Source organism: Neobacillus sp. NPDC093182 (assembly GCF_044754045.1).
This window is the reverse complement of sequence record NZ_JBIVOI010000029.1, coordinates 17547-30893: the sequence shown is the minus strand read 5'-3', so window position 1 is coordinate 30893 and position 13347 is coordinate 17547. Positions and strand designations below refer to the sequence as shown.

Sequence of the window (13347 nt, the reverse complement as noted above, 5' to 3'; positions counted from 1 at the left end):
CCTCCTTAAACCGTCGTTTCTTCTTTCATTCCCTCAATCAACACTTCAACAACCTCTTTACGGCTGAATGTGGATGGAGGAAGCTGTCCTGCGCGAAGCAATTCTCTTACTTTTGTTCCAGAAAGGATCACTCTGTCTTCGCTGCTGTGCGGGCAAGTTTTATCAGAAGCCATTCCTTCACACTTTGTGCAATAGAAGCTATGTTCAAAGAATAAAGGTTTAATACCAAGTTCCCCTTCAGGGAATTCATTAAAAATTAATTGAGCATCGTACGTACCGTAATAATTACCGACACCTGCGTGGTCACGGCCAACGATAAAATGCGTGCAGCCAAAGTTTTTGCGGGCAATTGCATGGAAAATCGCTTCTCTTGGTCCTGCATATCTCATTGCCGCTGGGTAGACACCAAGCTGTACACGTTCTCGAGGGTAGTAATTTTCAAGAAGGACACGATAGCTTTTTAGACGAACATCGGCTGGGATATCGTCAGACTTCGTTTCCCCAACAAGCGGGTTCACGAAAAGTCCATCAACTGTTTCAAGTGCTGCTTTTTGAATGTACTCATGTGCACGGTGAATAGGATTTCTTGTTTGGAAACCGACAACTGTTTTCCAGCCTTTTTCTTCAAACAATGCACGTGTTTCTTTCGGCTCGAACCAAACATCGCCGAAGATTCCTTTTTCAGGCTTTTTAACTAACACTACTTCACCGGCCACATAGACAGGTCCTCTTTCATACAGACGCTTAACTCCTGGATGAGCAGTTTCTAGTGTTTTATAAATCTCAACGGCTTCCTTGTCTAAATTCGGTTCATACCATTCTGAAACGGTAATAACCCCATATACCTCTTTATTGTAAACAAGCTTTATTTTCTCCCCCACTTCAAGTGTTGCTGCTGTTTCATAAGAAACCGGAAGTGTAACAGGAATAGACCAAATCGTATTGTCTGCAAGGCGCATGTTCTCTACGACATTTTCATAATCTGCTTTTCCAAGAAAACCGGTTAGTGGACTAAATAACCCAACACCGATCAACTCAAGGTCACTTAAGGCAATGGCGTCGATTTCGAGTTCTTTTACAATGGATGTTACATCATAGTTTGGATCAAATGCTTGGATTAGTTTACCTCCATGAGGTGCTGGTAAAAATGACAACAGAATCATACCTTTCTTTTTTGAATTTACGTTATTTTATTAAAAATCCTCTAAATTAGAGATTTATATCAGCGATAAAGAATTTATCGTTGAAATCAAAAATGTTTTAGCGAAGCGAACAAACTACTTTTCTGCTGCTTCTACGACTGGTTGATTCGACCTTTTCATCAATGACGACACTCCAAATACGGAGATTAAAACACCTGCCATTGCTACAATCGGATAAAAGTTATGTTCAATCAGCAATTGGATAAGTGTATAAGAAAGCACCATAGATAAAACAGGTGACACAATCCAAACCGTAAGAAGCTGAACCACTATACCTTTTTTTAAGACAGACTTGCCTTGTTTGGCAAAGCCAATGCCGATAATTGAAGATGTTGTGATTTGTGTCAGTGGTACAGGAATGCCGAAAACAGAGGCGACAGTAACAATCGCTGCTCCTGTTCCAGAAATGACACAGCCCTCTTCCAGACGAAGCGTGGTAATTTTCTTCCCATTTGTTTCAAGAACACGATGACCTAACAGAATGGCACCAGCTGCTACAAAAAGCCCGCCCCAGAAAATACCGGCACTTGTCGACATGATATCAGCCCCGACTAGCGGTCCCACTGCATTGGCAACATTGTTCATCCCCGCTGAGAAAGCTTCAAATAACCCCATACATACGACAAGAACAGAAAGGATTGGAATGGCTTTCGGCGCTTCCATCCAACGTTTCAACGTTTTATTTTTTAATAGATTCGCAGCTAGAATCGCAATCACGAATGCCGCAAAAGGAGTAAGCAGCCAAAAAAACATAATCCATGCAAGGTTACTCACAAACACAGATTGATAGACAATTCCAGCCCCTACTACTGATCCTACTGCTACTTCACTGGTGGAAAGTGGTATCCCGAATATATTCGCTAAAAATAAAGACAGCGCAGCTGATGCTAAAACGATGAGAGCGATTGGTACGGTAAAAGTGCTGTTTGGTACAATTCCGCTGCCAATGGTTTTTACTACTTCACCGCCGCCAAGCCAAGCCCCAAAGAACACGGTAATACCGCATAGTAACAGTGCCAGCTTTTTCTTCACCACTCCTGCTCCGTAAGAAATTCCCATCGAAGCAGCTGCACCACTTGCACCAATATTAATTGCAAAAAATAACCCTATCGTAACTGCTATAATTGTGAGCAAACTAAAAGCCCCCTTTTAGGATGTGTGTAAGCCACACTCCGTTTTGCCACTTCCCGCCCAGCGCCCTGCACGTGAATCACCATCTGCCGTAACAGGCTGTGTACAAGGGAAACAGCCGATACTAGGGTAATTTTGATCATGTAAGGTATTGTAAGGGATATCTTTTTCCTTGATATAGTCCCAAACTTCGTCCCATGTCCAGTGAATAAGCGGACAGATTTTAATATTCTGAAACTTATCATCTTTATTAAGAAATTGAGTGTTTGCTCTAGTGGGTGATTGTTCTCGGCGAAGCCCTGAGATCCAAGCTTGTTTTGCCGTCAGCGTCTCCCTTAATGGAATGACTTTACGGATATTACAGCATTGGTTAGGCTCCCTCTTCCATAGTGCTGACCCATATTGCTCGCGTTGTTCATCTAATGTCAGCTTTGGGAGTTTTCGCTCAATATTTAGTGAAGGAAAACGCTCTTCGATTTTGTTAATTACCTCATACGTTTCCGGAAAGTGTAAGCCAGTATCTAAGAATACAATATGCGCGTCTGGCTTAACCTGCTGGATAAGGTCGATTAATACAATCGCTTCAGCTCCAAAGCTCGAAGCATACACAATTTGGTCTTCTGGATACGAGTTGTATGCCCACTCTAATACCGATTTTGCTCCCTTTGTTTTATCCTCAATAGAGAAATGATCGGATATTTGGTTCAAGTTTTCATATGTTACCGGTGTAGCCATTACTATAAACCTCCTCTGTTTATCAAAAAAGCCTTCCCGAAAAGGAAAGGCATCTCACGATAGTTTAACGCCTTATCTCCCAAAATGAAGATCATTTTGCTGGAATTAGCACCTTGCACAGCAGGTTGCCGGGCTTCATAGGACCAGTCCCTCAGCCTCTCTTGATAAGTATTTTGTATTTGATGAAATTAATCCTACCATACCAATAGGTTTTATGTAAATGAGTAAAACAAAAATTTTGAAAAATAAATTTTCTACCATTTTATTCCATTCGCCAAGAAAAAAAACGCCCTGGACGCAATACCGTCTAGAACGCATTAGTTAGACATCACTTTCCATTTTTCTAATTGACTTAAACCTCGTTGATCCGTTAGTTGTTGTTTTGCGATCTCTATTCCTTCTCCTATGTCATTTACTGCACCAAACAGGTGATACCTTATGCCAGTATTAAATAGCACTTGATTGTAATAGGGCTGGAGTGATGCAGATTGTTCCCCGCTGAGAATCGCCAGCGTAATGTCAGACTGTTCTTGTACAGACAGCTTGATATCTTTATCTAACTCGTGCACCAACAGGCCGTATTCCTCCGGTTTTACGATGGAAGATTCAATCTTATTGTCTGTTATTTTGTAAATAAAGCTGTTGCGGTGAACAGGCAAATCCTCAGAGCCTTCCGTTCCTTGAACGACATAGACATTTTTAAAGGAAAGCTCTTTAAACATAGGTGCAATTTTGTTAATCGCTGTCCGATGATATGCACCCATCATCAGAGATTCTGCATTAGCTAGATTTAATAACTTCTCTACTGTATTAAAAAGAGTTCTCACCCCCAGCTCTTTGCGGATTCCTCGCAGCTTTCCTAAACTAGAGCAATATTCCTCTGTGTTTGCAAAAGCAATTCCTGCTTCTTGGATTGTTTCTGCCAATCTTTGCGGCGGTTGAGAAACATTAATACCTAATTGTAAAAGAATATCCTTGAGCGCTGTTCCATATTTCGGCGGCAGTGAATCGCTGCCATGTAAAAACACTGGAAACCCGTATTCAGCCATCAAAATGGCAGCAGGAATAGTCCCCGTAAAGGAATTCCTTCCATTATACGGACTGGCTAGATCAATAATAGACCGGTTTGACACTTCAAGTTTATTGCTAACATCCTGATAGGCAAGCACAAACGCCAGCAATTCCTCCGGCGATTCCGTTTTCAAGCGGAGCGCAATCAGATAGGCAGCAATTTGGGCATCTGTTGCCTTGCCGCTAATAATCGTTTGAGCGACTTCTTTTGTTTGTTGATAGTCTAAGTCTTTCGACCCTCTTTTTCCTCTTGCGACTTCTTTAAGCCATTGTTGCATAGCTTTCCGCCTTCCCCTCTGCTTCTAGTAAACTTATTTTATCACGGAAGGTGACAACTTCTCCAACAACGATCATAGCAGGATTTTGAATACCTTCTTTTTTAACCACGCTGACAATTGAGCTTAGTGTTCCTGTAACGGTTCGCTGCGCCAGAGTTGTTCCCTGCTGAATGATCGCAACTGGAGTATTTTCCTTTTTTCCATGCTTCATTAATTCCTCGCAAATATACGGGAGGTTTGTGATTCCCATATAAATTGCCAGTGTGTCAACACCTGTAGCTAGGCTCTTCCAATTAATGTCGGTTGGTTTCCCCTTCGGCTTATGCCCCGTGACGACAGCAAAAGAGCTTCCTAAATCGCGATGTGTAATCGGGATTCCAGCATAGGCTGGAGCGGCTATTCCGGCTGTTATCCCTGGAACCACTTCAACTTGGAGCCCCTTTGCCAGCAAAGCTTCGACCTCCTCCGCTCCGCGTCCAAATACGAAGGGATCACCGCCTTTTAAGCGGACAACGTTTTTCCCCTGTTTGGTGTACTTGACTAACAGATGGTTGATCGTTTCTTGCTGTAATGTATGATAATTTGGTTGTTTCCCACAATAAATGAGATGGCAATCGCGTTTTGCCTCTTTTAAAAGTTCTGGATTCACCAGACGGTCATAAAGAATAACATCTGCCCTCTGGATACATTTTAATGCCTTTACCGTTATTAATTCCGGGTCACCTGGACCCGCTCCAACAATATACGCTTTCCCCATAACGATCACTCCTTCTTATCGCTGTGTACTAGTTGCCGCAGCCCTTGTTTTCGGCAGCTCCAACACCATTTTTGTTTGCTTTTTCCCATGTGTGTAATACAGTGCAAATCCAGTAAAAAGAACCCCGCTGACTAAATTGCCAATTAGCACAGGCATTTGATTCCACAGCCACCAATCAGCCATACTAATATCTGCGCCAAGAATCATGCCAGCAGGGATGACAAACATATTGACCACAGCGTGCTCAAAGCCTTGGGCAAAGAAAATTAATATCGGCAGCCACATGGCAGCAATTTTCCCAATTACGGACTTTGTCGTCATCGCCATAACAGCACCAAGTGTCACCATCCAATTACAGAGCAGCGCTTTTACAAAAACAACGAGTAAACCTTCTGAGCCAAGACTTTTGTACCCTAGCGTTTTGGCTTCTGCCGCTGCCAGGATCTTTGCTGCAACTGCATGATTTGTGACCTGTCCGAGCTGTGTAACTGCTGCAATATATAGAATAGCGTAAAAAACAGCGCCTATTATATGACCGATAATGACCCAAAACCAATTCTTTAACATCTGTGCTGTGGATGCTTTTTTCGCCAGCACAGCAACGGGTATTAGAGCGAAACTGCCCGTTACTAATTCCAATCCAAGGAGAATGATAATGACAAATGCGGCTGGAAATAGTAATGCCCCGACAATCCCTAGCCCTGTTTGGATCTCAGCCGTGAAAGCTAATGTTGTTCCAAATCCGAGCAGCGCTCCACCAAGGGCCCCCCTGATGAGCAAATCCTTCACAGGTAATTTCGCCTTTCGTTCTCCAGCTTGAATCATACTTTCCACTACTTGATTTGGACTCACAATCACCATCTTTTCACCCCCCTTATTTTAGATAATTTGGGGTTATGTCGCTTTGAAAAGTTCATAGTTACCTAACCATTTCTTTATTTTCTGGTTCGGGCACTATAGACCTCTCATAGTGACCGAAACCTGGACGACTGCCCTGACTCGCTCACTATGAACCTATAAAAAAAGACCCACATCCCCCATCTATTCTCTAATTAAGACATAGACTTGACCACCCGTAACCTCGACAGGATAAGTCTGAACGCACCCTATATCCGGCTCCTGGACCTTGCCGTCCTTTACGCTGATTTTCCAATCGTGCATAGGGCAAAATACATATTCGCCGCTTAGTATACCTTCTGCAAGGACGCCCCCTTTATGGGGACAGCGGTTCTCAATGGCACGAATATCGCCATTTTCCGTTTTAAAAACGGCTATTTCCTTATTGCCGACGATGACAGTTTTTCCTAACTTTTGTGGTAATTCTGCTGCTTCACCGATGAAGACACTGCGTAATGTTTTTTCCATAAGCTCCAACTCCCCCTTATTTCGTTTCTACTGGAATCTTTACATTTTGATATAAATCTCTTAAAAGGTTTTTATTATTTAACGCTTCTTTCCATGGATCTTGAACCACAGACAATGCCTCATCAATTCGATTATTGTATTCCTGCACCATTAACTCGTCTGATAGTACCTCTCGAATATGGTCGATCCCTAAGCGCTCCACCCATGCTGAAGTTCTTTCCAGGTATTTCGCACTTTCACGATAATATTGAAGGAATGCACCAATCATCTCGACCAACTCATCACCTGTTTTAAACTTAAACAACAAATCCGCTTCACGCAGATGTGTTCCGCCATTCCCGCCTACATACATTTCCCATGCACCTTCCACACCAACGATCCCAACATCTTTAATTCCACTTTCTGCACAGTTGCGCGGACAGGCTGACACAGCCATTTTCACTTTATGAGGAGTGTTTAAGCCTTCAAATTTCCTTTCTAACCGGATTCCCATTCCAATTGAATCCTGCGTTCCAAACCGGCAGAAATTTTCACCTACACAGGTTTTCACAGTGCGTAGTCCCTTAGAATAAGCCGACCCAGATGGCATATCAAGTTCTGCCCAAATCTTTGGCAGGTCTTCTTTGTAGACACCGAGTAAATCAATTCGTTGACCACCCGTAACCTTTATCATGCCAACCTTATATTTATCGGCAACATCAGCAATTTTTCTTAGGTCATCGGAGGTTGTAACGCCGCCATACATTCTAGGAACAACGGAGTAGGTCCCATCCTTTTGGATATTAGCATGCATTCTTTCATTGACATATCTGGCTTCGCGCTCGTCCTGATATTTTACCGGATCAATCATACCCAGATAATAATTTAAAGCAGGCTTACATTTTGAACAGCCATCTGTTTTCCACTCCAGCACGTTCATTACCTCGCGTATATGAGTGAGTCCCTTTTCACGAATTTCTGCCAGCACTTCCTCTCTTGATAATGTCGTACAGCCGCAGATTGCTTCCTTTTGGTCTGCTTGAAATTGGTCACCAAGTGTACAAGCGAGTAAATCAGAAACAAGTGATTTACATCCCCCGCATGAACGGGAAGCGTTCGTACAGCCTTTCACCTGGTCAACTGTCGTTAATCCATTTGCTTTAATTGCCTCGACAATACTTCCTTTCGTGACACCATTACAGCCGCAAATAAGCTCCTCATCAGACATGCTGGCAACTAAATTTACCTCTGAATTATCACCTTGAGAGGACTCTAAATATTCCTCTATCAGTGCCCCTTTTTTAATAAAGTCAAATAACTTATTTCCATCCTTTGTATCACCGAACAGTACAGCACCTGCAATCTTTCCGTCTTCAATGAGTACTTTTTTATAAACACCATTCCAATCATCGTACATTTTATATACTTTTGTACGCTCATCCTCATTGATTTTTCCTGCTGAGAAAACATCGACACCTGATACCTTTAATTGGGTCGATAAAACAGAACCTTGGTAGCCTTCATCCTGTATCCCACAGAGTCTTTTCGCTAATACTTGTCCTTGGTGATATAGTGGCGCTACTAAACCGTAGGCAATTCCGCGGTGCTCGGCACATTCCCCTACCGCAAACACATTCTGTATATCTGTCTCTAAATAATCATTCACAAGGATTCCACGGTTAACTGGTATTCCCGCTTCTTGCGCCAACGCGACATTCGGTTTAATCCCGACCGCCATCACAACCAAATCTGCTTTAATTCTGCTGCCATCCGAAAACTTTAATCCTGTAACATGTTTTCGGCCGGTAATTTCTGCAGTATTTTTTTGTAAAATAAAATTCATGCCCTGTTTCTCTAACTCTGTTTGCAGCAATTTCCCTGCCGTTCGATCTAACTGACGCTCCATTAAGTAATCGAAAATATGAATGACATCAACCTCCATCCCGAGGTTAAGAAGTCCTCTTGCCGCTTCCAATCCAAGTAAACCTCCGCCAATGACCGCTGCCTTCTTATGCTTTTTCGAATATTCAATCATTTCTTCGCAGTCTTTTATATTCCGAAATGCCTTAACCCCTTCCTTATCTGCTCCTGGTAATGGAAGCATGAATGGGTTAGAGCCTGTGGCAATAATTAATTGGTCATAGGATTCTATTCGCCCTTTATCGGTACTCACAGTTTGTGCTTTTGTGTTAATGGCTGTTACCGTCTCTCCGGGATAAAAACGGATCTTGTTATCTTCGTACCATTCCCAGTCATTTAAAGTAATGTCACTCACCGAAGTACCACCCTGAAGGACCTTTGATAACTGAATTCGGTTATAATTCGGATAGGGCTCAGTGCCAAAAATCGTAATTTCAAATCCATTTGGATTAATTTTCAACACTTCTTCAATCGCTCTGACCCCTGCCATACCATTCCCTATGAGAACTAGCTTTTGTTTTTTCATGTGAACACCTTCCTTATTCGTTTTGAATTATCTGAATCATTTATAACATCATGACAACTTTATTAACATGAGTTTGGAAGGTTATCTTACATATTATTTCACACTTTAACCGAATAAAGTATCGTAAAAACCTTTATTTCATCAAGGTGATAACGGATACATTTACCCTCAAAATTCATAAAAAAATTGGACCCCGAATTGGGGTCCAAAAAAACAAATCACCACATGAAATGTGAATAAATGAAATCAGCAGTAATGATACCAAAGCCAATTAATATATTGACCCAGCCTAAGTATTTTGACACCTTATGTTCTTTTTTGAGGGAAGCATTTTTGTATGCTTTTACATCGGTAAATAGGATTAATCCCCCCGTTACCCAGCAGAGTACGATTACATAATGAAAATATCCGATATACATAAAAGAAACTCCTTATTTAGATTTCATACCAACACGGTGAATATGGGTATCCACCTTAACATCAAATGTAAGATTCTGATAAATTTCATCCCATTTATCTTTTGTCTTTACGTTTTTGTTCCAATATCGCGGTAATTTGGCTCGGAAGTGTTCACCAAACCCAAAAATATCAGATTTTGTTTTCTGTGTTTTTGCTATTAATTTTTCGATCGCCTTTTTGGCATCTTTAGAAGTTTCTTTTTCAATTTTTTTCAATGTAGCTGAATCCGATAGCTCTATCGTTGCACTTTCCTTTTCATCAATTTCACTTTCATACTGGATCTTAATCGAGACATGCGGTTTACCATTCTTAATACTGACTTTCGTTCTTGTATTTCGGCTGACTGTCCTTACTAAAACGGATTCATCCTTGCCAGGTACTTCGGCAAAGGCACCATAACCGCCTCTGCCGATTCCTCTTATGGACATAAAAACACCTATTTCCAATGGATTTGTCTTACCGACCATCTTATCACCATGAAAATAAGCTAGACCGTTAAGTTGTATTGCAGACTTTCCTTTTAATTCTAAGTATGGGAGATAAGGATCCTGACCTTTACTAGAGTTAAGTGTCCAAAAAAGACCAATGAAGCTGGGCGGAAATTTGCCCATTGCGGATAAATTATCAACCATGTCTGCTAAATAAAGAGATGGAATACGTTCCAGCTCAGGGGTTATTTTCATATATTTTGAAGCTGATTCCTTTGAGACCACTAATGATGCTGTTCTGCGTATTTCGGGATTACGTCTAAGAAAATCATTAAAACGGTTTGTTCCTGTTCTTGCTATTTCCTCACTTAAGACAATAATCCGTAAATGTCCCAGAAACAATTCATCCGCGACTTCCTGCTGCAGACTTAACATGGTATCCTGAAAGGTATGGCCCACAACCTCCACTACCAATACGGGCTTAACAGAACCACCAGGCTGCTGCGGACCGAGTGGTATCCTTCCGGGGACTGCAATTTGGGCCGTGACCTTAATCATTTCTTCATCAGGAATTGGAAATTTTTCTCCCAAATGAGAGATTTCATCCTCCTTTTTTCGCTCCTCCTTACTCGCTATATCCACTCCAATCGCCAAAACATTTGCTCTTTGTTCAATTTCTTTACTATCCCAGCAGCCTGTTAGTAATGGTATGAGGAAGTGAAACATCATAACAACTTTTATCTTACTATGATTTTGCCACATTTTTTTTCCTCCTCCAGCTCTTGAGGAAATCGATTAGTAAAAGGAATGCAGGATAGATAATTGTAATAAGCAAACCCGCTCTTCCGATTAATTGGACAATCTCATACATGTGTACAACATTTTGCGGTGCCATCGCTAAAAAAAACACAAATGGCAAAATAAAATAAGAAAGGACTTTATGGTCTTTTAATCTGAAAAGCTCCTTAATAGAATGTATCGTTAAGTAGTAGCTAGAGAATAATGTAGTAAAAACTGCCAATACCCAAACCGCCAAAAAGATGATATCCAGCCTTTGCAGGATATTACCTGGTATCGCCGTCGTCCGAGCTAGTTCTAACGTGGGCCAAAAGATTTGTTTAATTTCTTCTGGGCCAAAAATAGCCACAGTTGCAATCACAATTAATAGATATAATCCTCCTGAAATAAGAATTCCCCAAAAACTAGCTTTCATTGCATTATTTGGTGATTTCATGGATGGAATAATCATCGTAATAACGAAGGATCCCTGAAATAGCGCGGAAACGGTAAGTATACCTCCGACCATATCGCGAATTTCATTTCCTAAAAATATCGGACGTAAATATAAGAGATTGGCATTCTTCAAAGAAAAGGCAACGACAATTAACACCGGTGCCAATATCATAGGTACATAAAGATTGTGGATATAGGCAAAAACATTGATATTGTTCCGGCAGCTAATCGCTGCCAATAAAAGCATGACAATAACCGTTACTTCTAAAGGTGTTTCTCTTAGCACTGCCGTTACCACAACCGCACCGAACTCTCGTGCTGTCAGACTGGTTAATATTAAAAAAAAGAAGATGACAACTACGCTAAAAATCTTCCCCAGCCATTTCCCAATGATATCTTCACTATAGGTAATAATCGTTTGTTGTGGATGGCGAACCCCAAGATACGTTAGGATCATTAATCCAATGGCTGCTAAAACAATTCCGGTAAAGGTGACAAATGGAGCGCTTGTTTCTCCTGCTCTGACTGCAAACAAAGGCAATGGGAGAACACCTACACCAATAATCGTACTAATTAAGATCGTTGTCGCTTGAAGTGCTGTAATCTCCTTCGGATCCCCCATTGCTCTTACCCTCCCGCTGATCATTTCCAAGTTTGCTATCCTCTAACATCTTATTATCTTTTTCCTGAAGTCTCGATCGATTAGCTGGATGAAGAAAGTCGGGCCTTTTTGGCATCCACCACAACGGGCTGCGAATCACAACATCTTTCATTCCTTGGTAGTCTTCCGGAGAAACAGGTGCCATATATGGGACACCAAATGATTTTAAGGAAAGCATATGATTAAAAATAAAGATAACACCTACCATTATCCCGTATAGTCCGAAAATACCAGCCAAAATCATGATTGGAAATCTGAGCATCCTCAGTGCAAACGCTGCTGTATAGGTAGGTGTGGCAAACGATCCAATTGTAGTCAGGGCGATAACCACTACTGTTATCGGGCTGGATAAACCCGCTTCAACTGCCGCCTGTCCGATTACCAGCACCCCGACAATGGATAAGGCTCCCCCTACTTGTTTGGGAAGCCGGACGGTGGCTTCTCGTAATATTTCCATCGCGACCTCAATAATCAAAACCTCGATAACGGCGGGATAAGGAACCCCTGCCCGACCGCCCGCAACAGCTACTGCAAATTCTGTCGGCAGTAGTTCCGGGTTAAATGAAATAAGGGAAACATATAGTGATGGAAAAATAAGTGAAAACACTAATGCCAATATCCGGGCCAGCCTAACAAAACTTCCCATTAAGAACCTTGACGAATAATCTTCTGTGGTTTGATAGAATTGATTAAAAACTACTGGAACCAATAAAGAAAAAGGAGAACCATCGACAAGTATAGCCACTCGCCCCTCTATTAAATTTGCCACGGTTTTATCTGGTCTTTCTGTAGTTTGGGTCTGTGGAAATGGTGAAAAAGGATTGTCTTCAATAAATTGTTCTAGATACCCCACATCTAGGATGGCATCTATATCAATCTCTGATAGCCTTTTTTCCACCTCTTTAATTACCGTCTCATTTGCAATTCCTTTAAGGTAACAAATAGCCACCGTTGATTTTGTCAGCCGGCCGATTTTCATCGTTTTTACTTGGAAGTCTGGTGTCGGAAGCCTGTATCTTAATAAGGCAATATTCGTGGCGATACTTTCAATAAAACCTTCCCGCGGCCCTATAATGACTTGTTCTGTTTGCGGTTGGTCAATCGCTCTCTTTTCAACTTTTCGTGTTCCTATATGAATGGCTTCCTCTATTCCGTCAATAAAAATCACGGTTTCACCGCGGAGCATTAACTCAATTAATTCGTCAATACTTTCTCCAACCATTGCCTCACTATGATAAAGTGTTTCTGTTAGGATCATATCGATTAACCGGGTAAGTGGTTTCTCTTTTCCAACTAAATGGTCAGGTTCATTCATAAGAGGCTTCAGTATATCCTTATTAAGTGAATCCTTATTAACTAAACTTGAAAAATACACGCAAGCTGCTGAAAATTTGCCAAAAATTTTAAAATGTTTTATTCTTAAATCTTCGTTATTACCAAGAATTTCCTTTATTTGCTTCTCTGTCTCCGTTAATGAGCTAGAAGTTGGTGTGTTTGCCTTTTTTGATACCAATTTACTCGGAGTTAACAATTGCGGTTTTTTTACGGTTCGTTTCTTCTTTCGAAATAAGGACACACTCCCACCTCCTAACTCATAATTTT

12 protein-coding genes and 1 riboswitch are annotated in these 13347 nt (G+C 41.4%); all 12 genes read right to left on the bottom strand.

All coding sequences use genetic code 11. The features are described 5' to 3' along the window. Positions 1-5: 5 nt before the first annotated feature. Entirely contained in the window at positions 6-1163 is a 1158-nt protein-coding gene (gene sat, locus ACIQAA_RS31405; protein WP_402627585.1) for a sulfate adenylyltransferase, read from the bottom strand. Between the two features lie 114 nt (positions 1164-1277). Next, complete coding sequence (locus tag ACIQAA_RS31400) at positions 1278-2336, bottom strand: sulfate permease (protein ID WP_402627582.1); 1059 nt, start codon at positions 2334-2336, stop codon at positions 1278-1280. A gap of 15 nt (positions 2337-2351) precedes the next feature. After that, positions 2352-3068, bottom strand: coding sequence for a phosphoadenylyl-sulfate reductase (locus ACIQAA_RS31395; RefSeq protein ID WP_402627580.1), 717 nt, complete (start codon positions 3066-3068; stop codon positions 2352-2354). Between the two features lie 69 nt (positions 3069-3137). Next, positions 3138-3239: riboswitch (SAM riboswitch) on the bottom strand. A 146-nt stretch (positions 3240-3385) separates the two neighbouring features. Further along, positions 3386-4417: an anthranilate phosphoribosyltransferase gene (locus ACIQAA_RS31390; protein WP_402627577.1), complete on the bottom strand. Its 1032-nt coding sequence runs from the start codon at positions 4415-4417 to the stop codon at positions 3386-3388. Then, positions 4401-5174: a uroporphyrinogen-III C-methyltransferase gene (gene cobA / locus ACIQAA_RS31385; protein WP_402627575.1), complete on the bottom strand. Its 774-nt coding sequence runs from the start codon at positions 5172-5174 to the stop codon at positions 4401-4403. The genes ACIQAA_RS31390 and cobA overlap by 17 nt, the downstream gene beginning before the upstream one ends. Positions 5175-5189: 15 nt before the next feature. After that, positions 5190-6035 carry a formate/nitrite transporter family protein gene (locus tag ACIQAA_RS31380; protein WP_402627572.1) on the bottom strand — a complete coding sequence of 282 codons (846 nt, stop codon included), beginning with the start codon at positions 6033-6035 and terminating at the stop codon, positions 5190-5192. Between the two features lie 180 nt (positions 6036-6215). Continuing rightward, complete coding sequence (nirD, locus tag ACIQAA_RS31375; protein ID WP_402627570.1) at positions 6216-6539, bottom strand: nitrite reductase small subunit NirD; 324 nt, start codon at positions 6537-6539, stop codon at positions 6216-6218. A gap of 16 nt (positions 6540-6555) precedes the next feature. Further along, positions 6556-8964, bottom strand: coding sequence for a nitrite reductase large subunit NirB (gene nirB / locus ACIQAA_RS31370; RefSeq protein WP_402627567.1), 2409 nt, complete (start codon positions 8962-8964; stop codon positions 6556-6558). Positions 8965-9182: 218 nt separating this feature from the next. Further along, on the bottom strand, positions 9183-9383 hold the full coding sequence (locus tag ACIQAA_RS31365; protein ID WP_402627565.1) for a CLC_0170 family protein: 201 nt from the start codon (positions 9381-9383) through the stop codon (positions 9183-9185). A 12-nt stretch (positions 9384-9395) separates the two neighbouring features. Beyond that, positions 9396-10613 (bottom strand): Ger(x)C family spore germination protein, encoded by a 1218-nt coding sequence (locus ACIQAA_RS31360; RefSeq protein ID WP_402627563.1) that lies wholly within the window; start codon positions 10611-10613, stop codon positions 9396-9398. Further along, a complete protein-coding gene (locus tag ACIQAA_RS31355) occupies positions 10597-11706 on the bottom strand; it encodes a GerAB/ArcD/ProY family transporter (protein ID WP_402627560.1) in 1110 nt (369 codons plus the stop codon). The genes ACIQAA_RS31360 and ACIQAA_RS31355 overlap by 17 nt, the downstream gene beginning before the upstream one ends. Beyond that, the gene (locus ACIQAA_RS31350) at positions 11654-13321 is read right to left on the bottom strand and encodes a spore germination protein (RefSeq protein ID WP_402627558.1); all 1668 of its coding nucleotides are present in this window, start codon (positions 13319-13321) and stop codon (positions 11654-11656) included. Before ACIQAA_RS31350 ends, ACIQAA_RS31355 begins: the two co-directional genes overlap by 53 nt. Positions 13322-13347: the final 26 nt, after the last annotated feature.

What these genes read in the sequence shown, in the direction of transcription:
- cobA (WP_402627575.1), bottom strand. Translation starts at nt 5,174, where the DNA reads ATGGGGAAAGCGTATATTGTTGGAGCGGGTCCAGGTGACCCGGAATTA.
- nirD (WP_402627570.1), bottom strand. Translation starts at nt 6,539, where the DNA reads ATGGAAAAAACATTACGCAGTGTCTTCATCGGTGAAGCAGCAGAATTA.
- sat (WP_402627585.1), bottom strand. Translation starts at nt 1,163, where the DNA reads ATGATTCTGTTGTCATTTTTACCAGCACCTCATGGAGGTAAACTAATC.
- ACIQAA_RS31390 (WP_402627577.1), bottom strand. Translation starts at nt 4,417, where the DNA reads ATGCAACAATGGCTTAAAGAAGTCGCAAGAGGAAAAAGAGGGTCGAAA.
- ACIQAA_RS31365 (WP_402627565.1), bottom strand. Translation starts at nt 9,383, where the DNA reads ATGTATATCGGATATTTTCATTATGTAATCGTACTCTGCTGGGTAACG.
- ACIQAA_RS31395 (WP_402627580.1), bottom strand. Translation starts at nt 3,068, where the DNA reads ATGGCTACACCGGTAACATATGAAAACTTGAACCAAATATCCGATCAT.
- ACIQAA_RS31360 (WP_402627563.1), bottom strand. Translation starts at nt 10,613, where the DNA reads ATGTGGCAAAATCATAGTAAGATAAAAGTTGTTATGATGTTTCACTTC.
- ACIQAA_RS31380 (WP_402627572.1), bottom strand. Translation starts at nt 6,035, where the DNA reads ATGGTGATTGTGAGTCCAAATCAAGTAGTGGAAAGTATGATTCAAGCT.
- ACIQAA_RS31355 (WP_402627560.1), bottom strand. Translation starts at nt 11,706, where the DNA reads ATGGGGGATCCGAAGGAGATTACAGCACTTCAAGCGACAACGATCTTA.
- nirB (WP_402627567.1), bottom strand. Translation starts at nt 8,964, where the DNA reads ATGAAAAAACAAAAGCTAGTTCTCATAGGGAATGGTATGGCAGGGGTC.